The 26,608-nt window shown below is 44.0% G+C and carries 21 protein-coding genes and 2 tRNA genes; 18 read left to right on the top strand and 5 right to left on the bottom strand.

From position 1 onward, the window contains the following. The first annotated feature begins 44 nt into the window (after window positions 1-44). Window positions 45-1,928, top strand: a complete 1,884-nt coding sequence (locus tag GX654_20535) for a beta-glucosidase (protein ID NLD39250.1) — start codon at window positions 45-47, stop codon at window positions 1,926-1,928. 338 nt (window positions 1,929-2,266) lie between these two features. Here GX654_20535 and GX654_20530 read toward each other — a convergent pair whose 3' ends face one another. Continuing rightward, entirely contained in the window at window positions 2,267-2,842 is a 576-nt protein-coding gene (locus tag GX654_20530; GenBank protein NLD39249.1) for a TIGR00730 family Rossman fold protein, read from the bottom strand. Between the two features lie 277 nt (window positions 2,843-3,119). Here GX654_20530 and GX654_20525 point away from each other — a divergent pair, with 277 nt between their 5' ends. From GX654_20525 to GX654_20485, 9 genes are all read left to right on the top strand, one after another. Next, entirely contained in the window at window positions 3,120-4,595 is a 1,476-nt protein-coding gene (locus GX654_20525; protein NLD39248.1) for a response regulator, read from the top strand. 467 nt (window positions 4,596-5,062) lie between these two features. Then, window positions 5,063-6,379, top strand: coding sequence for a trigger factor (tig, locus tag GX654_20520; protein ID NLD39247.1), 1,317 nt, complete (start codon window positions 5,063-5,065; stop codon window positions 6,377-6,379). A gap of 83 nt (window positions 6,380-6,462) precedes the next feature. Further along, on the top strand, window positions 6,463-7,068 hold the full coding sequence (clpP, locus tag GX654_20515; GenBank protein NLD39246.1) for an ATP-dependent Clp endopeptidase proteolytic subunit ClpP: 606 nt from the start codon (window positions 6,463-6,465) through the stop codon (window positions 7,066-7,068). A gap of 10 nt (window positions 7,069-7,078) precedes the next feature. Then, entirely contained in the window at window positions 7,079-8,326 is a 1,248-nt protein-coding gene (gene clpX, locus GX654_20510) for an ATP-dependent Clp protease ATP-binding subunit ClpX (GenBank protein NLD39245.1), read from the top strand. A gap of 3 nt (window positions 8,327-8,329) precedes the next feature. Then, entirely contained in the window at window positions 8,330-10,786 is a 2,457-nt protein-coding gene (lon, locus tag GX654_20505; protein ID NLD39244.1) for an endopeptidase La, read from the top strand. Window positions 10,787-10,916: 130 nt separating this feature from the next. Then, a tRNA-Val gene (locus GX654_20500) sits at window positions 10,917-10,992 on the top strand. Between the two features lie 69 nt (window positions 10,993-11,061). Then, window positions 11,062-11,138: transfer RNA gene (locus GX654_20495), tRNA-Asp, on the top strand. Between the two features lie 73 nt (window positions 11,139-11,211). After that, window positions 11,212-11,424: a GIY-YIG nuclease family protein gene (locus GX654_20490; protein NLD39243.1), complete on the top strand. Its 213-nt coding sequence runs from the start codon at window positions 11,212-11,214 to the stop codon at window positions 11,422-11,424. A 294-nt stretch (window positions 11,425-11,718) separates the two neighbouring features. Beyond that, on the top strand, window positions 11,719-12,351 hold the full coding sequence (locus tag GX654_20485) for a GAF domain-containing protein (protein ID NLD39242.1): 633 nt from the start codon (window positions 11,719-11,721) through the stop codon (window positions 12,349-12,351). A gap of 89 nt (window positions 12,352-12,440) precedes the next feature. Here the strand turns inward: GX654_20485 and GX654_20480 are convergent, their stop codons facing one another. Then, complete coding sequence (locus tag GX654_20480; protein ID NLD39241.1) at window positions 12,441-12,650, bottom strand: hypothetical protein; 210 nt, start codon at window positions 12,648-12,650, stop codon at window positions 12,441-12,443. 487 nt (window positions 12,651-13,137) lie between these two features. Between GX654_20480 and GX654_20475 the strand changes: the two genes are divergently transcribed. The 8 genes from GX654_20475 to GX654_20440 all read left to right on the top strand — a co-directional run bounded on the left by GX654_20475 (window position 13,138) and on the right by GX654_20440 (window position 23,513). Next, window positions 13,138-13,680, top strand: coding sequence for a hypothetical protein (locus GX654_20475; protein NLD39240.1), 543 nt, complete (start codon window positions 13,138-13,140; stop codon window positions 13,678-13,680). 17 nt (window positions 13,681-13,697) lie between these two features. Further along, a complete protein-coding gene (gene gdhA, locus GX654_20470; GenBank protein NLD39239.1) occupies window positions 13,698-15,053 on the top strand; it encodes an NADP-specific glutamate dehydrogenase in 1,356 nt (451 codons plus the stop codon). Window positions 15,054-15,151: 98 nt separating this feature from the next. Further along, window positions 15,152-17,731, top strand: a complete 2,580-nt coding sequence (locus GX654_20465) for a phosphoenolpyruvate synthase (GenBank protein NLD39238.1) — start codon at window positions 15,152-15,154, stop codon at window positions 17,729-17,731. Between the two features lie 43 nt (window positions 17,732-17,774). After that, window positions 17,775-19,616 (top strand): HAMP domain-containing protein, encoded by a 1,842-nt coding sequence (locus tag GX654_20460; protein NLD39237.1) that lies wholly within the window; start codon window positions 17,775-17,777, stop codon window positions 19,614-19,616. Window position 19,617: 1 nt separating this feature from the next. Then, entirely contained in the window at window positions 19,618-21,057 is a 1,440-nt protein-coding gene (locus GX654_20455) for a sigma-54-dependent Fis family transcriptional regulator (protein ID NLD39236.1), read from the top strand. Between the two features lie 159 nt (window positions 21,058-21,216). Further along, the gene (locus GX654_20450; protein NLD39235.1) at window positions 21,217-22,347 is read left to right on the top strand and encodes an SGNH/GDSL hydrolase family protein; all 1,131 of its coding nucleotides are present in this window, start codon (window positions 21,217-21,219) and stop codon (window positions 22,345-22,347) included. A 118-nt stretch (window positions 22,348-22,465) separates the two neighbouring features. Next, window positions 22,466-23,026: a nitroreductase gene (locus GX654_20445; GenBank protein NLD39234.1), complete on the top strand. Its 561-nt coding sequence runs from the start codon at window positions 22,466-22,468 to the stop codon at window positions 23,024-23,026. 19 nt (window positions 23,027-23,045) lie between these two features. Continuing rightward, window positions 23,046-23,513: an SDR family NAD(P)-dependent oxidoreductase gene (locus tag GX654_20440; GenBank protein ID NLD39233.1), complete on the top strand. Its 468-nt coding sequence runs from the start codon at window positions 23,046-23,048 to the stop codon at window positions 23,511-23,513. Window positions 23,514-24,174: 661 nt separating this feature from the next. Here GX654_20440 and GX654_20435 read toward each other — a convergent pair. From GX654_20435 to GX654_20425, 3 genes are all read right to left on the bottom strand, one after another. Beyond that, window positions 24,175-24,510 (bottom strand): hypothetical protein, encoded by a 336-nt coding sequence (locus GX654_20435; protein NLD39232.1) that lies wholly within the window; start codon window positions 24,508-24,510, stop codon window positions 24,175-24,177. An 88-nt stretch (window positions 24,511-24,598) separates the two neighbouring features. Then, window positions 24,599-25,531 (bottom strand): adenylate/guanylate cyclase domain-containing protein, encoded by a 933-nt coding sequence (locus GX654_20430; GenBank protein NLD39231.1) that lies wholly within the window; start codon window positions 25,529-25,531, stop codon window positions 24,599-24,601. 284 nt (window positions 25,532-25,815) lie between these two features. Then, window positions 25,816-26,448 carry a hypothetical protein gene (locus GX654_20425; protein ID NLD39230.1) on the bottom strand — a complete coding sequence of 211 codons (633 nt, stop codon included), beginning with the start codon at window positions 26,446-26,448 and terminating at the stop codon, window positions 25,816-25,818. Between the last annotated feature and the right edge of the window lie 160 nt (window positions 26,449-26,608).

The following is a 26,608-nucleotide window of genomic DNA, read 5'->3' as shown; positions in this document are numbered from 1 at the left end:
AATTTAATTTAACCTTAAGGAGTGGAAAAATGAAAAAGGCAAGGATTAGTCATATATCATTAATCTGTTTAGTTCTCATATCTTTAATCTTTGTGTCTTGTCAGTCTCAAGCGCCCGAACAGGCGCAAACAATTAAAGGTTTTAAGGCCTTTGATGCCAAAGCCAAAGAAATATTAAGTCAGATGACCCTTGATGAAAAGATAGGCCAGATGACACAGCCTGAGCAGGACAAGGTGCTAGGTAATGAAGGAGATATGCAGAAATATTTTATAGGCTCTGTCTTGAGCGGGGGTGATTCAGACCCGATCAAGGATAACAGCCTTATCGAATGGACCAATCTCTATGACAGGGTGCAGGAAGAGGCATTAAAGACAAGGTTAAAGATACCGGCACTCTACGGGATAGATGCGGTGCATGGCCACAGCAATGTGCTTGGAGCTGTCATGTTCCCCCATAATATAGCTTTAGGCTGCACACGTGACCCTGAGCTTGTGGAAAGGATCGGCAGGATCACCGCTAAGGAGATGCGGGCAACAGGGATACACTGGACATTTGCCCCTGCGGTAACAGTGCCACAGGATATCAGGTGGGGCCGTACATATGAAGGCTTTTCAGAGGACCCGGAGATAGTAAAAACCCTTGGAAAGGCAATGGTTATGGGGCTTCAGGGCACAGACCTTTCTGATCCCCTCTCTGTTGTTGCATGCGCCAAGCATTATGCTGGTGACGGCGGCACAGAGGCAACAAAGGCGCCAAGGCCCGGTTTCCCTGGAGGGGATGTAACGCGTATGTGGCTTGACCAAGGGGACACAAAGGTGGATGAGGCCACCTTGCGCCGAATTCATCTCCCCGGTTATGTAACCGCTATTGAGGCGGGTGTGGGTACAATCATGCCCTCATACAGCACATGGAACGGGGAGCGATGTTCAGGCAGTAAACGACTCTTGACTGAGATACTCAAGGAAGAGCTGGGTTTTGATGGCTTCCTGATCTCAGATTATAATGCGATACGCCAGATAAACCCCATGAATCTGAAGGAATCCATCATGATATCCATTAATGCAGGTATGGACATGGCAATGGAGCCGGGAGGGTATCGTGAATTCTTCGACATACTAAAGGCCCTTGTTGAAGAGGGAAGCGTGCCTATTGCGCGTATAGACGATGCTGTTACACGTATTTTAAGGGTTAAGCTTGCAATGGGGCTTATGGACGATACAAAGACCCATAAGGCTGACAGGTCATTACACAATGCATTCGGCTCACCTGAACACAGGGCAGTTGCAAGGGAGGCGGTGCGTAAATCCTTGGTGCTTTTAAAAAATGATAACAAAGTGCTGCCCCTCTCTAAAACCAGCGCAAGGATTCATGTGGCAGGTAAGAGCGCAGATAACATAGGGAACCAGTGCGGCGGGTGGACCATCCGCTGGCAGGGGCAGACAGGGGAGGTTACACCTGGCGGCACAACAGTGCTTTCTGCTGTTAAGGCCGCAGTATCAAATGAAACAGAGGTGACACACTCTATTGATGGAACAGGCGCAGAGGGGGCGGCCCTTGGTATTGCTGTTGTTGGTGAACTCCCCTATGCAGAGGGTGTCGGTGACAGGGAAGACCTTTCACTTGATGAAGGGGATGTAGCAACCATAAACAACATGAAAAAGGCAGGTATTCCTGTAGTGGTGATTGTGATATCAGGCAGGCCGATGATTGTAAATGATATCCTCCCGCAGGCAGATGCCCTGGTTGCAGCATTTTTGCCCGGCACAGAGGGGCAGGGGATCACAGATGTGCTGTTCGGCGACTTCAGCCCGACAGGCAAGCTTTCTTACTCATGGCCAAGGTCAAATGCAGAGCTTCCAATGAATATCAATATGCCCACGGAAAAATATAATCCGCTTTTTCCAATAGGGTATGGGTTGAGTTATTAGGCAGGTACGAGCACATTATTATATGTAACTGTAGGGGCATGCCGCAGCGTGCCTCTATATTTTTCGCAATGGAATTGTCTCCGAGGAAATCCGCTTTAGTTTTTTAAAAGACCACATAACTGGATGCCCGTCCGAATTTATCCCGTAATTGATGCGGGACGGGCATGAAAATAGTTTTGTTTTTCTGATTCCTTGGGCCTTGGGAACCTTCTTTTATAAGATACTCGTTATTGCTTATTTCTTGTTATCGGAACTTACTATGGGTAACCCAAGTTGTTGTTCCATGGGTATAAAATCCTGATCATCATGCAGCAGGGAAACGTTATTATCTACCTCTCCTATATATCGATCCATTTTTCTATTGGAACGGCCTCATAATTATTAAACCTTGTCAGTAAACTTGCCGGGTCAACATCAACAAGCAGCAGATCTTTATGTTCTTTTCGTATAAAACGCTGATCCACAGCATTTTTAAGAAATGTGAGCATACTGTCATAGTACCCGGATATATTGAGGATACCGCAGGGTTTTGTGTGATACCCCAGTTGCGCCCATGTCAGCACCTCAAATATCTCCTCAATGGTACCCATGCCACCGGGCAGCGCTATAAAACCGTCTGAGAGTTCAAACATCATTGTCTTTCGCTCATGCATGGTTGAAACAATATGGAGTTCTGTCAGGTTGCTGTGGGCAACCCTGTCTGCAAATGATTCAGGTATTACGCCAATGACCTTTCCATTGTTATGTAAGGCAGATGAAGCCACTGCCCCCATAAGCCCCACACCTGCCCCGCCATAGACAATACCGATATTGTTTTTTGCCAGATATTTTCCAAGATCAATAGCGGCCTTTAGATACTCAGGCATTGTTCCTGTATTTGAACCGCAGTTGACGCAAATATTTTTTATCTTCATAGCCAACATCCTCCATCACATTTATAAAGTGTATACCATGTTTCTTTTTCAAGGCAAACAGCATGAAGATGGGTTGCTTCGCTTAATCCATTCTACCCTCTATGTTTTTTATACCTTATGAAATGATTAAAACCCATTTATGCCTCCAAGATTATTACCCTTCGCAGCAATCTATTAAGAGCTTCAATAAACAGGTTTATATAGCTAATTTTATATGATATAGTTGGCCACATCTTCAGACACAGATACATTTCATATATTCATAGGGGTAAACAATATGTCTTATGTGGTTGATCTCCCAGTGATAAATATAATGATTGTTGATGATGACCCATCCATTGGTGAACTCATTGCCAGTTTTGTGAGTCGTGAAGGCCATAAACCTGTAATATGCACTCTTCCCAATGAGGCACTTGAATTCATTAAAAAAGAGCCCTTTCATATAGCATTTATAGATATAAACATGCCGGTAATGGGTGGTATAGAGCTGGCCTCAAACCTGAAAAGGGATAATCCCGGTCTTGAGGTGGTCTTTATTACAGGTTTTGGTACATTTGATAATGCCATCCAGGCAATAAAGGTCGGGGCATATGATTACCTTAGAAAACCCTTTGGCATAAGCGAGCTTAATCTATGCATAAAGCGTTTTCAGGAGCGCATGCTTTTAAAAGAACAGGTAAAGATAGCTGAACAGAAATACTACAATCTTGTTCAGAATATCCCCTGTCTCGTCTTTGTTGTAAGGGAGGATATTGAGCTGGAATTTATAAGCAGGGCGTGCGAACCCATGCTTGGCTTTTCTGCGGAAGAGGCATCCGCAGAGCCAGGGTGGCTCCTTGAAAGGATACACCCGGATGACCGCCCGCGTATAAGGGAGACCTTTAACAGGGCCTTTCAGTCCCAGAACTTCAGGTTTTCCGAAGAGTGCCGAATGATCCACAGGAATGGACGACTTATCAATGTTATGACGGGCTCAATAACAGGGGCAAAACCCATGGGAGGAGGTGCTGCAAATACCATAAAAGGCATGATAGTGGATATTTCAGATCGTGTTGTTCTTGAAAAGGAGATCATACAGAGGGAAAAATTAAAGCTGCTCAGCTCCATATCCGCAGAGGTTGCACATGGCATCAGAAACCCCCTGGTTTCTATAGGCGGTTTTGCCAGGCGTCTCAGAAAAAGGTTCCCTGACCTTCCCGAAGGCGACATTATACTAAAGGAATCAAAACGTCTTGAAAGTATCCTTAAGCGTCTGGCCGAATACCTGAAGCCTGTTGAGATAAATTATGAAGAGTGCCAAATAAACAACCTCATCTCTTCCTGTGTTGAAAGGTACCTCTCGGAAACAGCCCCAAAAAAGGTGAATATCAATCTTGACCTCGACACCGAGCTTACACCTGTAAAGACCGACAGAGATATTGTCATAGGGACATTTGCTGAATTGCTCAGGACATCAGGAAAAGAGAATTATAATGGCAATGAAGTTACAATAAAAACATATGAAAGTGACAATAACTGTCATATAGAATTCAAAAACAGGGTATCTAGCACAAAGGCAGATAATCCTGATATGTTTTTTCTTCCATTTAACAGCAGCGAAAGGGATTTCAGCCTTCCCCTTTCATACAGGCTTTTAAAGGATATAGGGGGTCTCCTGTCATATGCCCAGGAGGAAAAGGACATGGTCTTTACCGTATCTCTGCCAAAAAAACCTGTAATATCAGGGTTATCCGGCATTGCTCCCCTTTTGTAACCATTTATTGCAATAATATAACCCCCTAAAGCAGCCCCCTCGGTTATTCAGTTTTAACAGTTTTTAACCCCCTGACACACCATCTAAATGGCATGATTTATGCTATCATATACATAATTATTATTGACAGTCTTGAAGCCATTTATTATTTACCTTATCCAGCTTGATATTAGGTAAATTATAATTAGCTTTTATCCTGTTTGTTTTTTGAAATTTCAGGGGTACCTGAAGGTAATTATTTTATTAACTGGTTCCGGTATTACATTACTTCTGTTTTCCATGTTTGTTTCCATCCGGAAAAGGCTGGTTCAGGTTAAAAAGACGGCTTTCAGATGTCAGAATTCAGGCACATTTTCCTTTATCAAAACTGATGAATTTAAATGAGACTGAACACCGGGGAAAAGGCTGATTATGATGCGGGCAGGGGAAGTTAAATCTGTGATAACAACTTATTATGAAGGTATTCTATGAAAACTACAGTTGAAGAAATCAGTTCTGTAAAAAAGAAAATCCTGGTTGAGATAGAGGCAAAGGATGTTGATCAAAAGATAGAAAGCGTGTTCAAGAAATACGCTAAAAAAGCTAAGATCAAGGGTTTTAGGCCCGGCAAGGTCCCCATGAAAATGGTTGAAAAATATTATGGAGACCAGGTGTTTGAGGATGCGGCGAATGATATTGTACGTGAGACCCTGGCAAAGGCCATCCACGAAACAGAGGTATATCCATTGAGTATGCCTGTTTTAGAAAATGATGAAATCATAAAAAAGGGTCAGGATTACAAATATGCGGCGATCATAGAGGTGAGGCCTGAGTTTGAATTAAAAGACTACCTTGGTGTAAAGGTAGAAAAGGATAAATTGATTGTAAACGATGATGACGTAGATACCCAGGTAAAGGCCATATTAAAGGCGCATGGAAAGCTTACTCCTTTAACCGAGGAGAGGGGCATACAAAAGGAAGACTATGCTGTAGTCAGCTACCAGGGTTTTGAAGGGGATAATGCCGTTGAGGGCATGAAGGCCGAAAATTACTCCCTCTATATAGGAGGGGGGAGCTTTTATCCGGGCTTTGAAGATGAGCTTATAGGGCTCAAGAAAGGGGATAAAAAGGAATTTTCCACCAGCTTCAAGGATGACTATATTAACCCTAAACTAAAGGGTAAGACAATCAGATTCACTGTTGAGATAACCGATATTAAGAGTATAGAGCTCCCTGCCCTTGATGATGCCTTTGTTAAGGGGCTCGGTCTTGAATTTGATACGGTTGATGCCCTCAAGGAAAGGATAAAGAGTGATCTAACCTCCCGAGAAGAAAAGAGGATAGAGACTGACCTACGGACTAAAATAATAAATGCAATATCGGACAGTGTTACCTTTGACCTGCCTGAAAGCCTTGTGGAAAATGAGATAGAGGCGTCTATCGATAATATGAAGAATAACTTCATGCGATCGGGTGCATCATTTGAAAAATTGGGGCTGAGCCATGACAGGATGAAGACAGAATTCAGGCCGATTGCAGAAAGAAACATAAAGGCGTCTCTAATTTTAGGCAAGATTGCAAAGCTTGAAAAACTTGAGGTTGAGGAAAAGGAGCTTTCTGACAGCTTTGAGGAGATGGCAAAGGAATCAGGTCATCCTGCAGAGGAGCTACGCAAATTTTATGAGGCAAATGACTATATGGAGGGGCTGAAGCAGACCCTCTTAAAGGAAAAGACCTTGAAATATCTTGTTGAAAATGCTAGCGTTACTGAGGTTGAGCCGGTTAAAAAAAGCGAAAAAGATTAAGAAGATTAGCATGTTACCAATGTTAAAACAGAGATGATTGAGCTTAAATATATAATGATTTTTATAAAGAAAGAGAACAGAATATGCTGATACCAATTGTAGTTGAGCAGACGAATCGCGGTGAAAGGTCATATGACATATACTCACGTCTCCTGAAGGAGCGTATTATTTTTATAGGCGAACAAGTTGAAGACCATATGGCCAATACTGTAATTGCCCAACTTCTTTTCTTAGAGTCTGAAGATACTGAAAAACCCATAACCATGTATATCAACTCCCCGGGCGGCTCCGTAACCGCGGGTCTCGCCATCTATGACACAATGCAGTATATAAAGCCCGATGTCTCCACCCTGTGTATGGGGCAGGCATCCAGCATGGGGGCTCTTTTACTGGCAGCAGGTGCAAAGGGTAAAAGGCTTGCCCTTCCCAACTCAAGGATTATGATCCATCAACCCTTAGGCGGCGCCCAGGGCCAGGCAACTGACATTGAGATCCAGGCCAGGGAGATTATGAAGGTAAAAAAGACCATCCATAACATCCTTGTTGAACATACAGGGCAGCCTTTAGAAAAGATCAGGGAAGATACTGAAAGGGACTATTTTATGGACGCCGAACAGGCGATGGAATATGGAGTAATTGACAGGGTAATAAAGTCAAGAGAGTTAAAAGAAGAAAAAAAAGAAAAGTAGAGGTTGTGTAATGCAAAAAAAAGATAATTCAGGCAGTGATCTGCACTGCTCCTTCTGCGGAAAGAGTGAAGATGAGGTAAAAAAGCTCATTACCGCATCATCATCAGTGTACATATGTGATGAGTGTGTACAGCTCTGTACCGAAATAATTGCAGAGGAGTATGGAAACGAAAAGGAAGCAGACCTGGACCTTCCAAAGCCCTACCAGATAAAGGCGGCCCTTGACGATTATGTCGTAGAGCAGGAAAAACCAAAAAAGGTACTTTCCGTTGCTGTTCACAACCATTACAAAAGAATTCATACAAATATTAAGATGGATGATGTGGAGATCCAGAAGAGCAACATTCTCCTTATCGGGCCAACCGGCTCAGGAAAGACACTGCTTGCCCAGACCCTTGCAAGGATTTTAAAGGTGCCATTTACAATAGCGGATGCAACCACCCTTACCGAGGCCGGTTATGTAGGGGAGGATGTTGAAAACATCATTCTTAACCTTGTACAGACAGCTGATTACGAGGTGGAAAGCGCCTGCAAGGGAATAGTATACATAGACGAGATCGATAAGATCGCCAGAAAGTCTGACAGCCCCTCAATAACAAGGGATGTGTCGGGTGAAGGTGTTCAGCAGGCGCTCCTTAAGATAATAGAGGGCACAATGGCCAGCATACCGCCAAAGGGCGGAAGAAAACATCCCCAGCAGGATTTCTTAAAGGTGGATACCTCAAATATCCTTTTTATATGCGGGGGTACTTTTACCGGCCTGGACAGGATCATCAGAAACAGGATCGGCAGTAAATCCATGGGCTTTGAGGCCAATGTCAACTCAAATGAAGATGCGAATGCTGAAGATATTACCTCCTTTGTACAGCCCGAAGATCTTATTAAATTCGGTCTTATACCGGAGTTTATTGGACGCATACCCATAATCGCCACACTTAATAACCTTAGCGAAGAGGCCCTTGTACGTATCCTCACTGAGCCTAAAAACGCCCTTGTTAAGCAGTACAAAAAACTCTTTGAGCTTGAGGGTGTTGAACTCAAGTTTGAAGAAAAGGCATATAAGGCCATTGCAAAGGATGCAATAAAACGAAAGTCAGGTGCAAGGGGCTTAAGGGCCATACTGGAATCAGTAATGCTGAATATTATGTATGACATCCCGAGCATGCCCGGCGTGAGAGAATGCATAATTGAAGAAAATGTAATAACCAAAGGAACCGAACCTCTGCTGGTATATGAAAACAAGGCAGGTTACGCATAAACTATGTTTAACTCAATAAAGAAAGATTCTATGCAGTATTTTACAGAAGATAATAACAGGCATCCTCTTTTGCCTCTAAAGGATATGGTGGTATTCCCCAACAGGGTGGTTCATCTGTTTGTTGCAAGGGAAAGGTCAATCAGGGCCATAGATTATGCCATGAGTAACGACAGGGAGATATTCCTTGCAGCACAGAAGGATGCCTCCATAGATAACCCGGTAGAAAATGATATCTATACATTCGGTACCCTTGGCACTGTGTTACAGAAACTCACACTCCCTGATGGCACTGTAAAGGTTCTAATTGAGGGTAAAAAGCGGGCAAGGATAGAGACTTTTCTGGATAATCCTGACTTCTACATGGTTGAGGTTGCCACTGTCAACGACAGGTTTGTGGACTCGGCCAAGGTACAGGCATTGATCAGGTCTATCATAGAGAGCTTTGATGAGTATGCAAAACTTAATAAAAAGATCGGTAAAGACCTGGCCAATACCATATCTACCATCAGTGACCCCTCAAGGCTTGCTGATACCATAACATCCCATCTGGGGCTCAATGTTGCAGATAAGCAGGAGCTGCTTTCTAGGGTAGATGTGGAAGAGAGGCTTGAGACCCTTTTTAAAAAACTTGTGAGTGAGATAAAGATCCTGTCCATTGAAACCAGGCTTAAGAGGCGGGTCAAGAAGCAGATGGAAAAGACCCAGAAGGATTATTACCTCAATGAGCAGATGCGCGCCATCCAGAAGGAGATGGGCACAAAAGATGATTTCAAGGCCGAATTGGAGCAGCTTGAAAAAAAGATCAAGAAGAAAAGGCTTTCAAAGGAGGCAAAGATCAAAGTCTGGCAGGAGTTCAACAAGCTCAAGATGATGTCTCCCATGTCAGCAGAGGCCACTGTTGTAAGAAACTATATTGACTGGATCATTGCGCTTCCCTGGGGAGAATACACCCGTGACAAGATGGATATGGATGAGGCAAAGGGTATCCTGGATGATGATCATTACGGGCTCCAGAAACCAAAGGAAAGGATCCTCGAATACCTGGCTGTACAGAACCTTACAAAAAAGATCAAGGGCCCAATACTCTGCCTTGCCGGGCCGCCCGGTGTGGGTAAAACATCGCTTGCCAAGTCTGTTGCAAGGGCAATGGGCAGGAATTTTGTAAGATTATCCCTTGGTGGTGTCAGGGATGAGGCTGAGATACGCGGTCACAGACGGACTTATATCGGTGCGCTCCCGGGTAAGATAATTCAGTACCTGAAAAAGGCCAAGTCGAGCAACCCTGTGTTCTGTCTTGATGAGGTTGACAAGATGAGCACTGACTTCAGGGGTGACCCATCCGCTGCCCTTTTAGAGGTGCTTGACCCTGAGCAGAACTATGCATTTAATGATCATTATCTTGACCTGGATTATGATCTGTCAAATGTCCTGTTTATTACAACGGCAAATACCCTTTACAATATCCCGCTCCCCTTACAGGACAGGATGGAGATAATCAGGCTTGCCGGTTATACTGAACTGGAAAAGCTGAATATTGCAAAGCAGTTCCTTGTAAAAAAACAGATAGAGCTGAATGGCCTTACTGAAAAAAATATCATTATTTCAGACCAGGCTATATTGAATATTATCAGGAACTATACAAGGGAGGCGGGTGTAAGGAACCTTGAGAGGGAGATATCCTCCATATGCCGCAAGGTGGCAAAAGAGGTGGTCAAAAAGGGTAAAAAGACAAAGATAAATATCTCTGCAACATCCCTGAACAAGTACCTCGGGGTTATTAAATACCGCTTTGGCAGCTCTGAAGAGCAGGATGCAGTAGGTGTTACAACAGGTCTTGCCTGGACCGAGGTGGGTGGCGAACTTTTACAGACTGAGGCAGCCATCATGCCGGGTAAAGGTGCGCTGAAGCTTACAGGTAAACTCGGTGATGTAATGCAGGAATCAGCCCAGGCCGCCATGAGTTATGTGAGGACACGCGCAAGGCAGCTTAAACTGCCTGACCTCTTTTATGAAAAGGTGGATATACATATACATGTGCCCGAGGGTGCAACTCCTAAAGACGGCCCATCCGCAGGTATAGCGCTTGCAACCACGATTATCTCTGCGCTTACCGGCAGACCGGTAAATCACAAGGTTGCAATGACTGGTGAAATAACCCTGAGAGGAAGGGTGCTGCCCATAGGCGGGCTCAAGGAAAAGATACTTGCTGCACATAGGGGCAATATAACCAAGGTGCTGATACCCATGGAAAACAGGAAAGACCTTGAGGAGATCCCTGAAAGGATCTTAAAAAAGATAGAGATTATACCTGTTGAGCATATGGATCAGGTGTTAAAAGAGGCGCTTGTACTAAAACAGGGTGAAGAGCTTTTTGCTCCTGAAGAAGAATGTACGCCGTTCAATATTGAGGCATGCATGGATATAAAAATGCCGCAAAATAATGAGGTAACCACACATTAATACTTGACAATAATGCAGCCATATGAGAGAAAAGCCACTTTCCGTGCCGGGTAAGGTAGCCTGGATATGGTAGCAGTTGATAGTTCTTTAAAAATAGAAGAAACCTTATTAAGGTAGAGAAAATAAAAGTGGGCGGATAGCTCAGCTGGGAGAGCGTCGGCCTTACAAGCCGAATGTCGCAGGTTCGATCCCTGTTCCGCCCACCACCTTTTAAAAAAAGCTTGAAAAAGCCTTATAAAAAAGGTATCAAATCATCTTAAAAATTAGAGTATTGCGGGGGCGTAGTTCAGTTGGTTAGAACGCCGGCCTGTCACGCCGGAGGTCGCGAGTTCGAGTCTCGTCGCTCCCGCCACCATATAGAAAAGCCTGTTTCAAATGAAACAGGCTTTTTTCTTTTAAACTTCAATTAATAGTATTTAAAAGATATGCCCTACTATGTTTACATACTCCAATCCGAACTTGATACAAGCTATTATGTCGGCTCTACCCGGAACCTTGAAGAAAGGTTAGAAAAACATAATCAGGGCCGGTCAAAATACACAAAAACAAAACGGCCCAGGAAGCTGATGTATTCTGAGGAATATGCGAACATGGCATTAGCCTGCAACAGGAAGAAATTTGTTAAAACCATTTATTGACACCAGTATGGTATTCTGGTCTAATATTGTCATCTGAGATTTAAATATTTCCAGTTAATATCAGGGTTGATTTTCATATTCGCGGCACACTTAACTGAACTCAGCCTCTCAATTACCTAATACATTCTCTTATAGCCAGGATAAACAACAGTTGTATGAACAGGTTTTTTCCGGTGCATGCAGCAAGTCAGCAGGCACTAAAAGTTTTTCACCAGACAGGTATATTCAAATAACCCGCGCTCTCAGTATTTATGCGGGCATTAAAATTTTAAACAATTTAAAAAGGAGAGCAAAATGGAAAAGCCAAAAATCAATTATGAAACACTTATCCGTATAACAAAGGCCATACCGAGACTCCGAGACCCGAAGGAGATTGTTATGAATACAGTTGAAGCAGTAACCAATGCCCTTGGTGTCAAAGGCTGCGCCCTGTTTTTATACAGCCCGATGAGCCATGAATTGAAACTGGCCGGCAGCTATGGACTAAGCCAGGAATACCTTGATAAGGGTCCTGTAAGCTCTCTTCTTTCCATTGCATCATCTCTTGAACAGGGAAAACCCGAGGCAGTATATGATGTTACTGATGATCCGCGTATTCAATACCCGGAGGCAGCAAAAAAGGAGGGCATAGCTTCCATCCTTTCTGTTCCGATCCTAATTGGTGAGAAGACAATAGGATGCATGAGGGTTTACACCTCAGAGCCTTGGGAGTTTATTATGGATGATATGAATTTTGTGCAGGCTGTGGCCCTGATAGCAGGCATGGCCCTAGAGATGTGCCGCGTTAATCAGGGATACAGGGACAGTATCGAGATACTTAAGACAATGCGCGACACGAGGATATTCAGGCCCAGGGTACGCACATTCTATCAGAATACCCCGCCGGGTGTCTTCTCTGGTCATAGTGCCCCGCCATCGGGTATGTAAGGGGATTAAAGTAAAGGGATTTCAGGGCATAAAAGTCCGGTTGTTTCTGAAATCCCTTTTGCATGATAACTATATGTTTGAATGGTTTATCAATCCTCTGCTGCAAAATCCTCACGAGAAGGTTCCCGTTTCTCATCAGACAATATCTGGAGCCAGCTGATGATCTTTCCGGCATATTCGCGGGGAATAACAATTGTCTTTTCCTTACCATCAAAATCTTCCTGTTTCAGACAGATATTACCTTCTTTGCCGATATATGCCTCTAATGTCGGTTTTGTCTCTATCCTCATTTTGGACATTTTAACCCCTCCTTGTTTTTTGTTTGAGATAAATTATCGTATAATTTAAGCAGTATAATACAGATGTCCACCAATAAAAATTTCTTTAATGGGTTTTGGATACAGGCGGTGCCCAGGGTATCATTACATTAAGATATCTGCTAACTGTGATCGGCTGATTACCTCTTTCAATGTTCAGTTTTCACCACCCCTGTTCAAAGATTGCACAGGATAAAAATTTTCTTTACCGGCAAGGGATTTCATGGTTTTTATAATTAAAAGCTACATAAAAATAAAAAACTGCCTGGTGATTTTTCGTCACCGCTTATTAAGCCAGTTAAGACATCTCTTTTGAATTTTCAAGTAATATCAATTTATTAAATAATATTTCAAAGAATATTATTGCTGGCATGTTCTTTGCCTTATGTTTGTTACAGATATGATACTCCCGGTTTTTCTTTATGCTGCCCGGGAGAGTTTTTTAATACTCATTATAAGGAGGTGAATCATGAACACCGAGGGTATTCTGGTCAAGGAAAGGATTGATGAAACAACAAAGATGTGTGAAAGGGAACAGCCTGTCTATGAACAGATAAGCAATTTTAGTATTGTACTTTATATCTTCGGGTATTTTACATCCCCGGATCTCCTCTCTGTTGATGATGTAGATAATGTAGAGGCAGGGACAATACTAAAGGAACATTTTGAAGAGATAAAAAAGGAAGATATCCCTTCAGATTATAATATAACCTCATCCCAGGATCGATATCTTCTTGTTTTTGGCGACCCCCTGTTTCCCACGCATTTCGCCGCAATAACAGATATGAGAAGCATCAGGCCTTTTTTTTCAAAGCTTCCCTTTTTTGGCAGCGGGTATGACAGCCTGAAGGAGCTGAAGATGGAGTTTGCAGGCGTGGATGGCCAAGCTTCTATCGATATCTACTGGTACAAATGGAAAAGACCGGCTGCCTTAAAACAGGTATCCGCAAAGATTTACACCATCAGGGATGATGGTGATTATGAAGTTATGGAGTATAAATACGCTAACTAAAAAAGGAGGAAAATTTCGTGTCAGTTATCAATGATACAATTGCCCGTGTTAAACAGATGGACCGGGATCAGGTAGAATTTCATCAGGCGGTTATAGAGGTTCTTGAGACACTTAAACCCACAGCAGAACGCCATCCGGAGCTTGTAAAGGCAGCTATATATGACAGGATCGTTGAGCCTGAGAGGGCCATGACCTTCAGGGTTCCCTGGATGGATGACAAAGGTAACGTTCACGTGAACAGGGGCTTCAGGGTACAATTCAACAATGCCATAGGGCCGTTCAAGGGAGGTATACGGTTTCATCCCTCGGTTAATATGAGCATTATCAAGTTTTTAGGCTTTGAGCAGATATTTAAAAACGCACTTACCACGCTTCCTATGGGAGGTGGCAAGGGCGGGGCTGATTTTGATCCCAAGGGCAAGTCTGATGCAGAGATCATGCGTTTCTGTCAGGCCTTTATGCGTGAACTTTTCAGGCATATAGGGCCTGAAACCGATGTGCCCGCTGGAGATATCGGTGTTGGCGGCAGGGAAATTGGGTATATGTACGGTTATTACAAAAAGATACAGAATACCCATACAGGGGTTCTTACAGGAAAGGGTCTTGAATACGGAGGAAGCCTTATAAGACCCGAGGCCACAGGTTATGGTGCAGTTTATTTTGCCGCTGAAATGCTTGCAACAAGAGGCCTGGATTTCAAGGACAAGGTTGTTGCAGTAAGCGGCTCAGGGAATGTGGCCCAGTATGCAATAGAAAAAGCTACGCAAATGGGTGCAAAGGTAGTATCCGCATGTGACTCCAATGCAACAATTATAGATGAAAAAGGCATAAGCCATGACAAATGCAGATATATCATGGATCTTAAAAACAACAGGCGCGGAAGAATCACCGAATATGCAGACGAATACAGCTGCACATGCTATGAGGGTGAAAATGTATGGGAGGTATTGAAAAAACAGGGAATAAAGGTGGATATAGCACTCCCCTGCGCCACCCAGAATGAACTCGGGAAAGAAGAGGCCGAATCCCTTGTTAAAAATGGTTGCATATGCGTAACAGAAGGAGCTAATATGCCATCGACACCCGATGCGGTAAAGATATTCCAGGAAAATAAATTGCTCTATGGGCCGGGCAAGGCGGCCAATGCCGGCGGCGTTGCCACATCGGGCCTTGAGATGAGCCAGAACAGCCTGAAGTTATCATGGACAAGGGAAGAGGTGGATCAGAGGTTGCTTATTATCATGAAGAGCATACACAAGTCATGCCTTGATGCGGCTGGGACCTACGGGAAAAAGGGTGATTATGTAACAGGGGCCAATATTGCCGGGTTCATGAAGGTGGCAAAGGCCATGTTGGCCTACGGGATCGTGTAAACCTGATCCTGTTCAAAACTTAAGATGGATGATCTTACGGGTCAAGCGCCTGTAAAATCATCCATTGTATTATTAGAGGCGGGGCTAAACAGGAAGAAATGTCACATCACTCGCACGTAAGTACAGGATGGGAAAGTCTTGACAATATCATAGATTACCTGCACAGGGGCGATAATGTGGTATGGCAGGTGGATGATATAGATGCATACCGCAAAATGGTCTCATATTTTGTGAATAATTCCATTTTAACAGGTGAAAAGGTCGTCTATATCCGCTTTGCAAGGCATCTGCCTCTTCTTGCACCGAGAAAAAATATAAAGGTCTATACGCTGGACATCTCCGGCGGATTTGAATCATTTACCTCATCGATACACAATATCGTTACATCTGAGGGGCGTGATACCTGTTATGTCTTTGATTCCCTTTCTGATCTGCTCTTTGAATGGGCCTCTGACATGATGATCGTCAACTTCTTTTTTGTTACATGCCCCTATCTGTTTGAACTTAATACCATTGCCTATTTTGCCATACTGAGAAATAATCATTCATTCAAGGCGGTTGCCGGTATCAGGGAGACAACCCAGATACTGATCGACCTCTACAGCTTTGACCGCAAGTTATGTATACACCCAATAAAGGTGCAGGGTCGTTATTCATCTACAATGTTTTTCCCTCACATAAAGGAGCGGTCTGAACTTGTTCCTGTTATAAACAGTGTTGAAGCTGCAAGACTCTTTTCTCACCTGATGATAGAAAATTCTGTAAATGCAAGGCGTTCACTGGACTATTTTGATCATCTCTTTGTTGAGGCTGGTGAGCTTATTCGCTCAGACGCTGATCCACTTGAAAAGGAGGACAGGGTAGAATATCTGAGCCGACTGATCCTGAGCAGAAACAAGAGGATGATCGCCCTTATTAGAAAATATTTTACACTTGAAGACCTGCTTTTTATCAAGGAAAGGCATATAGGCACAGGATTTATAGGTGGCAAGGCCCTCGGCATGCTGCTTTCCAGAAAGATACTGATGAAAGATGAAGATTTTGACTGGGGAAACATGCTTGAGCCCCATGACTCCTTTTATATTGGCTCGGATGTATTCTATTCCTTTATTGTGAGGAACGTGTGGTGGAAGCTCTTCATGGCACATAAAACGCCCGAAGGGTATTTTGAAAAGGCGGGGGAACTGAGGGAAAAGATACTCTCTGGAACATTCCCTGACCATATACGCGAGCGTTTTGAGCTTATGCTTGAATATTTCGGGCAATCACCGATAATAGTGCGTTCGAGCAGCCTTCTTGAGGATGCATTCGGCAGCGCCTTTGCCGGGAGATATGAAAGTTATTTCTGTGTAAACCATACCTCACCGGAAAAACGTTATGAAATATTTGAAGATGCAATCAAACGGATCTACGCATGTACAATGAGTGAAGAGGCCCTTTACTACAGGATGCAGCGAGGGCTAGATAAAACAGATGAACATATGGCCATAATAGTCCAAAGGGTTTCAGGGGCAGGGCATAATGACTGTTTTTTCCCGGAGCTAGCAGGTGTTGGCCTCTCACGAAACCCCTATGTATGGAAAAAAGATATGAACCCTGAGGCAGGGATGCTGCGACTTGTGATGGGCCTGGGCACCCGTGCGGTAAACAGGGTTGAGACCGACTATCCGCGGATCATCGCAATGGATGATCCCCTGACAAAACCTCTGGCAGGCATGCAGGATTTAATAAAATTTTCCCAGCATTATGTGGATTATCTGGATCTCAAAGAGAATACATTTAAAACCGTTTTATTACCCGAACTTATTAAAAAGGCCCCTGATATAGATATAAAATCAATAGCTGTAAACGACCCTGGTACAGATAACTATGGCAAGTCTTTTCCAGAAAGCCGATGGGTATTAACCTTTGACTCACTTCTTACAGAGACACCTTTAGTAGATACCATGAGCAGGATGATGAAGAGCATTGAACAGGCATATACTGTGCCTGTAGAGATAGAGTTCACAGTAAACCATGATTTCAGCCATGGCATGCAGGTCAACCTGCTTCAGTGCCGCCCATTTCAGACCATATACAACACAGTGAATATCCCCCTTACGGAAAAAGTTGACCCGGAAAAGGTTTTTATCCGGATGGAGGGAAATTTTATGGGAGGCAACGTGGTTTTGCCTGTAACCATGCTCATCTGGGTGGAACCTCAAAACTATGCAGCATCAACACCTGCCCAAAAGTACAGCGTGGCAAGACTGATCGGAAAACTTAACAGGGAGATAATCGATCCACGAAAAAATCCTGCCCTCCTTGTGGGGCCGGGGAGATGGGGCACCCAGACACCAGCAATGGGGGTGCCTGTGAAATTTTCAGAGATTAACCATATTACAGCCCTTATGGAAATCAGTTATCCGGCAGGCAGTATGATACCGGATCTCTCATTCGGGACGCACTTTTTCCATGATCTTACTGAAACCAGTATTTTTTACGGGGCCGTTTACCCTGAAAAAGATGATGTCATTTTCAGGCCGGAAATGGTTTCAGGGCTCACTAACCTGCTGTCACATTTCCGCCCCGGGGATGGGGCTCTTTCACATATTGTAAAAGTCTACGACTTAAAGGATAATAACCTTGTCATCAGGTCAAATGTTGTCAGTCAGGAGCTTGTTTTATACTGGCAATAGATATAAATAACTTGGTACATGGTTAACCAGAGGGACTTTAAAGTTGCATTTATATAAAAAAATCTTTAATCTGAAAAACAAGCTGATCTTTTTATTTCTTGTGCTTGCGCTTGTTCCCCCTGTTGTTTTCGGTATTTTCTCAATTAAAACCACCGAATCTGTCATAAATAATCTGGTATCGCGCCAGATTGAAAACATTGCCGCTGACAAGGCGGTGATCCTTGAGCGGTGGCTTCAGGAACGAAAGCAGGATATGCAGGTTGTTGCAGGCACATCAATTGTGAAATCCATGGAGCCCGGTCTGATTGCCCCTTATCTTGAACTGGTTCGGGAGCAGTACAGGGTATATAACAATATATCCATATTTTCAGACAAAAATGAACTTGTATTCAGTACAGGAGATTACCCTCAAGGCCAGGAGATACGTATTGTTGACGGTGTCCATCAGGAGTCTCCTGCCACTCCCCCGGTTAAATACCTGCCAAAAGAAAAGGAATCAACATTTCAGTTAACAGCGCCTGTTTATGAAAATGGGCAAAAGATCGGGAGCGTACTTGGCACGGTCGGCACCCATAATATCATAAGTATCATACTTCATGTTTCACTGGGTGAAACAGGGGAGTGCTATCTTGTTGACAGAAACGGGACATTTCTTGCCCATAAGGAGCCATCGCGTATTTTGTCCGAGAACATATCCCATTCAGGAAGCTTCACAAACGCCTTTGGGCCGGGTGAACGTAAAAACATATATCGTGATTACCGGAATATTGAGGTGCTTGGCACTTCCCATAAGGTAGAGGGCACAGACTGGTATATTGTTGTTGAGCAGGACAAGGCTGAGGCATTCAGGAGCGCTGACAGCATGAAACGTTTAATCGGTCTCATGATGCTGACGGCGATAGGCAGCGCATTTGTGCTTACCTGGGTAATTTCATATCATTTTATCCGCCCGATACAGGGGCTTAGCAGATCGGCAAAGATTCTTGCCCAGTCTGAATATTTACCTGAAGGGCTTGATACCATGCGGAGAGATGAAATAGGAGTGCTGTACCGCTCATTCAATGATATGGCCATGAAAATCAAACAACGGCAGGATACACTTGTTGAGAAAATCAACCTCAAGTCTGCTGAACTTGAAGAAACCGGTGAGACTCTTAAACATCTAAAATTAATCGCCGAGCGATCTGAAAAATTTGCTGCCCTTGGACGCCTTGGTGCTGCTGTTGCCCATGAAATACGCACACCCCTGACTTCATTAAAGCTGTTTCTTGAATCAATACAGGGGGAAATAGAGATATCACCCGAGTTTATAGAGGATTTTGGCATAGCAATGGGACAGATATCTCGGATCGAAACAGCGATTAACCGCCTGCTTGATTATACCAAACCAAAGGAGATGGAGTTTTCAAAGATTTCCCCAGGGTACCTGATCGGAGATGTCGTTTCACTTGTACGTCCTATGGCAAACAAGCTGGAATGCACTATAGAAACCATAATTACCCCGAACCTCCCGGAGATCAGGGGAGATATAAAGCTCCTTGAAGAGGCGCTGATCAATCTTTTTATTAATGCACTTGAGGTAATGCCTGAGAAGGGCCGTATAAATATCCGGGCCAGTGTTACCAGCTATGCGCCCACAGAGGATGAGAATAAGATGGTCCCTGCAGTGCGTATAGATGTGGAAGATACAGGCCCTGGCATTTCACCGGAAAACCTGAATTATATCTTTGATCCCTTTTTTACTACCAAAGCAGCAGGTACCGGCCTTGGGCTTCCCACTGTTTTTAATACAGTAAAACGACACAACGGAGAGATAACAGCGGCTAACAGACCGGAAGGCGGGGCCTGCTTTTCTATATTTCTTCCTGTAATATCTGAAGGGTAAAATGGAAACTGAAAAAATATTACTGATTGATGATGACGAAGGGTTAAACCACTTCCTTACCAGGTTCTTTAACAGAAAAGGTTATGAGGTAACCACATGCCTCTCCGGCCAGGAGGCCATCAATAAAATCATGGATCATAACTTTGATCTCATTTTACTGGACTACAAGATGCCCGGTCTTAATGGACTTGACACATTACAGGAGATCAAAAATGCGCAGATAAAAACACCTGTTATCATCATGACAGCCTATGGCAATACGGATACTGCCATTACAGCCATGAAGCGCGGGGCATATGATTATTTAAGCAAGCCATTTGAACGCAAGGAGTTGAGCCGCATTGTCAGTGAGGCGCTTGAGCTGAACAGGAGAATGAAAGAGAGGGTTATTCTGCCTGATATTACGGCCACCCCCGCTTCAGAACCATCGGAAAAGAGCCTTAAGATGATAGGGAGGAGCAAGTCCATGCAGGAGGTCTATAAGACAATCGGCCAGATAGCGGAAAAGAATGTGACTGTGCTTCTAACAGGTGAAAGCGGGACAGGAAAGGAACTTGCTGCCAAGGCCATATTTCATCACAGCAACCGGAGCGATAAACCCTTTATTGCCATTAACTGCGCCGCGATACCAGAACAGCTTTTTGAAAGCGAACTTTTCGGATATGAACCAGGTGCATTTACAGGCGCCCGCAACACAAAGATCGGTAAAATTGAAAGGGCAAACGGAGGAACCTGTTTTCTGGATGAGATTGGTGAGCTTTCCATACCCCTTCAGGCAAAACTTTTAAGGGTGCTCCAGGAGGGTGAGTTTGAAAGGCTGGGTGGTGTAAAGACAATCAAGGTGGATGTACGCATTATCACCGCAACTAACAGAGACCTTTCCCTGGCAGTACAGGAGGGGAGCTTCAGAGAAGATTTCTATTGGAGGTTAAAGGTCATTTCCATTGATCTGCCGCCCCTGAGGAGGAGGACTGAAGATATACCTGAGCTAGTTGAATATTTTATAAACCGTTTTGGGTCTGAGCATAAAAAGGCCATAAGGTATGTATCAGAAAGGGTTATGAACCGCCTTAAGTCCTATTCATGGCCCGGTAATATCAGGGAGCTGGAAAACTGTCTGAACAGAGCGGTAATTATGTGCGCAGGTGATATTATTACAGAGGAACATATAGAATTTCTGGACAGGCAGAAGGAGTATGATGCACACGCCACAAACCGTAATCAGATCATTAAGAGCCTGAGGGAAAAGATAGAAAATATAATGCCTGAAGTGATGCAGCTTTTCAGTGAAGGCATTCATGCCAACATTATTGAAACGGTTGAAGAGACTATTATTATGAAGGTGCTTGAGAATGCCGGAAATAATCAGGTAAAGGCTGCCGAGATGCTTGGAATCAGCAGAAACACCCTGCGCCACAGGGTTAAAAAATACAGTGAATAAGGAAAAGAGATGATCTTAAGAGACAGCATGTTTAAAAATTATGAAACACAAGGCTCACTGTTAACCTCCCTCAGGTTATTTGTCTTACTTCTTTTTCTAACAGCGGTCTCTTCATGTGGGCCAAAACATACTGAAAAGTTTGTACCTGTTTCAGAATGGATATCTACCTGGGCCACTGCACAGCAGCTTGTTGAGCCTCATAATCTGCCACCTGCACCGGGGCTGGATGGCAATACCCTGAGGCAGGTTGTGCAGGTTACCATTGGAGGGAAAAACCTCAGGGTAAGGTTTTCCAATGAATATGGCGCCAGCCCTGTTACTATAAAATCTGCCCGTATTGCTGTTTCTACCGGGAAGGGCATTATAGACAAATCAACAGAACATACACTGAGATTTGATAACAGAGTTGATACGATAATTGAACCCGGAACAACAGTAATCTCTGATCCTGTTAATTTTATATTAAACCCCCGCTCAAGGATAGCAATTACCATCCATTTTGGTGAAACATCTCCTGACGTGACAGGTCATCCCGGCTCCCGGACCACCTCCTTTCTGGGGCGCGGTAATCTGATTGAATCCGCTGATCTTACAGATACCATTCAGGCTGATCACTGGTACATAATAGATTCCATTGATGTTGAGCCAGATGAATCTTCAGGGGCGGTTATCGTGCTTGGTGATTCCATTACAGACGGTAGGGGATCAGGCATAAACATGCAGAACCGATGGCCCGATATGCTCTACAGGAGGTTAATGGAAAACAGCACGACAGCCGGTACGGCTGTTCTCAATATGGGGTTAGGCGGGAATTGTGTCCTTCGTGAGTGTCTGGGGCCTGCAGCTCTAAAACGTTTTTCCACTGATGTACTGGGTCATAGCAGGGCACGCTTTTTGATAATACTTGAAGGGATCAATGATATTGGTCAGATGAAAAACAGAGAAGAGGCAGATAGAGTAATAGAAGGGCTGATTGATGCCTATGAGCGTATGATCACCCTTGCACATGAAAAGGGGATCATTGTTTACGGGGCAACACTCATGCCCTTTGGGGGATCATTCTACGACTCTGAATGGAGTGAGCATGCAAGGCAGGCAGTAAATGCATGGATAAGAAACAGTGGCCGGTTTGATGCTGTTATTGATATGGCGAGGGCAGTGGCTGATCCGGCAAATCCGAGGCAGATGCTCCCTGAATATGATACTGGTGATCATCTGCACCCTAATGAAACAGGCCACAGGGCCATGGCAGAGGCGGTTGACCTTGATCTTTTTATGCCCTTGAAATAATATGCACTTGCGATTACATTCGTACCGGCCTGAAAAATATCTATAGCAAGCAGGCTATCTTTTAATTTATATTGCACCAAAAATATTTTTTATCTACCTAAAATAAAGGAGAATATCTATGACAGAGCTGTTACATGAGATAAATATCCGCAGGGCCTTTCGCGCATTCAGTGATAAAAAGATACCTGAAGATGCAATTAAAAGGATCATGACCGCTGCAACCTATGCCCCGTCATGCTTTAATAACCAGTCATGGCGGTTTCTGGTGGCAACGGATGATGAGGCGCTTAACAAGGTCTTCGGGGCATTGTCAGAGGGCAATTACTGGTTTAAACACGCAAAGGCCGCTGTTGTTGTGGCAACAAAACCTGCTCTTGACTGTATGCTCAATGATATAAGGGAATATGCATTATTTGACTGTGGATTAGCTGCCCAGAATCTCATGCTTCAGGGTTTTAAGGAAGGGCTCTATGCACATGCCATTGCAGGATATGAGCCTTTAAAGATCAAAGAGGCATTTAATATCCCGGACGATTACATAGTGATAACCCTCATAGCGCTTGGTTACCCTGGTGATGACAGTTATCTGAACGAAAAACATAAAGGCCTTGAGCACAGCCCGCGTGACCGCAAACCTGAATCAGAGGTGATCTGCTATAACAAGTGGAATTTAGGATAAAGAGGATGTTATAAAAACCATGCTTAAAGACAGAATCGCGGTTATAACAGGCGCAGGAAACGGCATCGGGCGGGCGCATGTGATTTCAATGGCCCGGCACGGGGCAAAGGTTGTGGTTAATGATATCGGTACTTCAACTGATGGAATCGTTACATCAACTGGGTCGGCGGACATGGTGGTCAGTGAGATAACTGCTGCCGGAGGTATTGCTGTTCCAAATTATGATTCGGTTACTACTGAAGAAGGTGCCAATAGAATCATTGATGCAGCCATAAGGGAATTCGGCAGGATCGATATACTTGTAAACAATGCCGGCGTGTTGCGTGAACCACGCTACATTGATGAGGTGCCCTTTGATGACTGGGACACTGTTCTTAAGACCCACCTCTACGGCATGTTTTTTACCCTGCGCAGGGCATGCTCATACATGAAGAAACAAAAATATGGCAGGGTTGTAAATACCGCCTCCCACACTGCATTCGGCTAGCGGGGCTTTGCAGATTACAGCGCTGTAAAGGAGGTTTTAAGGAATGAAAAGGGATGGACAACCGAGGAGCTTGCAGAGCTCATACCAAATACACTGGCCAAAGGTCTGACCGCCACTGTCTTTCCAGAGATTATTCATTGGGATTAAAACAGATCACCCCGGCCTGCTCTTTTTGGCCGGGGTGACCCTTAAATAACATGTTATAAGGGGATAACTTCAATTAAAACTAAGCCACGACGAGATGGCGGAACAAAACCCTGTTATAAATGAATTAAATAAGCGGCAAGCCAAAGGGTTATATTTCTGACACCGGTCTCGCCTGTGCTGCCTGAGGTTATATCAAGCTTTATGGCCATTGGTTGACATCCATTGTGGGGCGCCCTGTTCGAAACTGCGGCTGTTGCCGAAATCCGGAAACAATGCTCTTTATGTCGCCCAGACCTGTGATGAACCATTGGCGTACATATGCCGGTGCAGAAGTAGGCATTATCATCGAATATAACGGCCGGTTCTACCCTGTTGAAATAAAGGCAAAAAGCAAGCCAACCCGCGGAGACACATCGGGGATTTCTGCGTTTCGGAAACAATACCCGGATATCCCAATAGAAAAAGGACTGGTGCTGGAGCCTGTGGAGAGGCCGATCCCCATATCTGAGAATAATTATGCAATTTTCTGGGATATTAAGAGGAAGCCACCGCGCTTGATTTCCCAGGGGTGGCCACCCGTGCTTCTCCTGGGATGTTTGCCGTCGATCCAATCGCTAAACTCCTGCGCAGAGTTGGGATCGATTTCCAGTAGACCTTCATACCTGCCATCAGCATACTTTTTGTACATCTCCAGACCGGAGAGAGATTTATCAACCTTGTCCTCTTTTCTTGCTGCTGCTATGGGATAAATAATAGGTTTTTTGATATTTGTTGATGCACAGGTGGTGCCAGGTGTTCTTCGCGTCCGGAAACAAAATGTTCCAGACATGATCCAGTACAGATAATTCATAGTAGAAATTCTCCAATTCCTTTAGAAATGCATATATTTGAAGTGTTAGATTCATCTATTAAGGCCATAATTGAAAAGATTTATTTTACTACATTCCAAAAACCTGCAATGTGCCTTCCCTGCCGCGTACATACACCTCCCCCAGATCATACACGTCCAGACTGTCGCGGATAAGGGTGGCTGTAGTTTTACAGATAAGAATCTTCTTTTTCAGTTCTTTGTTTGCGATTCCTGATAAACGAAAAGCAAGATTGGTGCAGTCACCAACCAGGGCCAGATCAGAAGACCTCATCCCATAATTTGACATGGTCACAGCGCCTGTAGTTACACCCCACCCCATTTTCAGTTTTTCTGCAACGGGATTAACTGTCAGCAGTTCATCCCTTATATGATCAAGGGCCTCTGCCTGTGCCAGGGCATTTTGACAGGCCAGCATTGCCTGCTCTTTTAAGGGACTTGCACCATGTTCCCAAAAGGCATAGATTGCATCGCCCACATGATCTTTTATTGTTCCTTTATGGATGTTCACAATCTTACCGAACTGTTTAAATACCTCCTTCATAAGCGTATAAACCTGGTATGATTTTTCAGTTTCAGACATACTTGTAAATCCGCGGATATCAGCGACTACATTGGTTACTATCACCTCTTTAGGGGTGAGATCTGTACTTAATGCTGATATGCTATGATCTTCTCCAAACAACTGGCTGCCGGGATATCTTACTGCAAATAAGGTTTCGCCCACCCTTATTACATCTCCATCGTTCAAGTATTCTTCTGAGCCTCCGGCAATGCGGACCCCGTTAATCCATGTGCCATTCTTGCTTAAATCTTTGATCTTTAACCTGGAACCACTCCAGATGATTTCAGCATGATCACGTGAGACCATTGAGTTGTAAAGAATAATACGTTTCGCCTCATCAATTCCCTTGCACAGACGCCCTATGAATACCTTGTCAATTACTTCAAGGCGGCAGTTTTTTTGACTTTCATCCAGCCATTCAAGCAAAGGATTTGACATTGATCTCTCCATATAAATGAAGATTTCACCGGCACAACCGGGTGATTTTTATAATACAGTTCTGGATTGAGTGTATAAGCGTGCTCTTTATATGTACAAAAGTATATGGAGCATCGTGTTTTATGTCAACCCTGTTATTAATTTTTATATATGTAAGAGACTGGTTTCACGTGTAAAGTAAAATGACCTCAATCCTTATCATAATTCTTTCCAGGGTAACAACAGGGTCAACAGTAAATTATCCACTCATAATGCAGGCGTTAATCGGAAAGTAAACAGGATTTTTATTCATCAGTCTGTCCAGTAGTAAGGGCTTCAAAATGCTGCCCTGCATAGACTGCAAAAACGCCCCATATAACAATAACGATAACTGCCAGTATAGAAAGAAAACGGATTGGGATTGCGGTTAACCCAAAGGTCATAAGGATCGCAGCGCTCTTTCCGGTACGCTGAACAAACATGTTCGCAAATGCCCGTGCCTTGTATTTGATATCCGCAGACATGGGCACATACAGGGTCTCCCTGGCGGTCTGGTTAATGGAGTATGAGAATGCATTATCCGAGATGTACAAAAGAGAGTATGTCCAGAGTATCGGGACGACAAAATAAACACCGCTTGCTATAGCCACAGAAACCGATAGCACTAGAAGCGCAGTGGTAAGGCCGAAGGTGCGGATTATGAAAGAGACCAGAAAAAACTGGGTGATCACGCTGATAATCCCAACAATGACGCCTATCTGGCCGAAAAAGGCCTGAGTTGCGCCGGTCCCAACCAGGGTTTCGGCTGCGGTCTTGTACTGGTAATCCATAATCTGTGAGACCAGTTCGTAGAGGAACACAATCATGATGATAGATATCAAATATCTCGATGAAAAAACCAGTCTGGCCCCCTCAACCGCAGCATTCATCTTTTTCATTTCGCCTGATAACTCTTCCTGCCCTCTGTTCTGCCGTCCGATAGAGGCATCCTGTTTAGAGGCAATTGTTTCAATGCGCCATATAATAAATTTTTCTCTTTACATGAACGAAATGACTAACAAATCGCATCATAGATATGACCTCCCTTTTGGTCGAGAC

Source organism: Desulfatiglans sp. (assembly GCA_012513605.1).
Lineage (GTDB): Bacteria > Desulfobacterota > DSM-4660 > Desulfatiglandales > HGW-15 > JAAZBV01.
Note: the sequence above shows the minus strand (reverse complement) of the source record. Positions and strands in the feature narration are given on the sequence as shown.